Origin of the sequence: Mesorhizobium sp. M7A.F.Ca.US.005.03.2.1, from assembly GCF_003997795.1 — a bacterium.
Taxonomy (GTDB): Bacteria; Pseudomonadota; Alphaproteobacteria; order Rhizobiales; family Rhizobiaceae; genus Mesorhizobium; species Mesorhizobium ciceri.
Genome location: NZ_RZRP01001615.1, coordinates 1 through 449, shown reverse-complemented (window position 1 = coordinate 449; position 449 = coordinate 1). Strand labels below are relative to the sequence as shown.

Sequence of the window (449 nt, the reverse complement as noted above, 5' to 3'; positions counted from 1 at the left end):
GATCTGTTCGGCGCGATCGGGCAAGCCATGACCAGCCTGCCGGTCGAGGCGCGCAGCCGGGTTGCCGGCATCGGCCTGGCGGTTCCCGACGATGTCGACACGATGGCTGCAACCCGCAACGGATCGAGCACCTCGCTCAAGGCCTTGCAGGCCGAGATCGAGGAACAGATCAAGCTGCCGGTTTTCGTGCAGAACGACATCACCGCTGCGGCCGGCGGCGAGAGTATGTTCGGCGTCGCAAAGCCGCTCAACGATTATCTGTTCTTCTATCTCGGAGCACGGCTGCAGAGCAGGCTCATCCTCAACCACCAGATCTACAAGGGAAACTCCAGCGCCAGCTTCGATCACGGCCTGATGCGCCTGGAGAGCGAACTGGCCATGCGCGGGCGCCCGTCCGAAATCATCTGGAGCAGCAGCCCTGAGTGGCCCGATCTGGGCGAGGCCTACAG

1 protein-coding gene is annotated in these 449 nt (G+C 63.5%); it reads left to right on the top strand.

The features are described from left to right. Window positions 1-27 precede the first annotated feature (27 nt). On the top strand, window positions 28-449 hold a 422-nt coding region (locus EN991_RS39460), incomplete at its 3' end, for an ROK family protein (protein ID WP_245461222.1).